The organism is Bacillus cereus group sp. BfR-BA-01382 (assembly GCF_022663475.1).
In the GTDB taxonomy this organism is placed as follows: domain Bacteria; phylum Bacillota; class Bacilli; order Bacillales; family Bacillaceae_G; genus Bacillus_A; species Bacillus_A thuringiensis_S.
Window position 1 is genome coordinate 1 of the sequence record NZ_JAKUFQ010000347.1, and the last position, 291, is coordinate 291.

Below are 291 nucleotides of genomic sequence, written 5' to 3' on the forward strand. Positions count from 1 at the left end.
CAACGTCCTACTCTCACAGGGACAAGGTCCCAACTACCATCGGCGCTAGAGAGCTTAACTTCCGTGTTCGGTATGGGAACGGGTGTGACCTCTCTGCCATCATTACCAGACATTATTCTTTTGAGACAATCATTATTATAACTTATTCACTTTAAAAGTCAACAAATTTTTTATGTTCTCTCAAAACTAGATAACATTGCTACATATTATATGGTTAAGTCCTCGATCTATTAGTATTCGTCAGCTCCACATGTCACCATGCTTCCACCTCGAACCTATCAACCTGATCAT

1 rRNA gene is annotated in these 291 nt (G+C 40.2%); it reads right to left on the bottom strand.

Going from position 1 to position 291, the window contains the following annotated elements:
* Nucleotides 1-110: ribosomal RNA gene (rrf, locus tag MR160_RS34275) — 5S ribosomal RNA — on the bottom strand; the annotation flags it as partial.
* Nucleotides 111-291 lie beyond the last annotated feature (181 nt).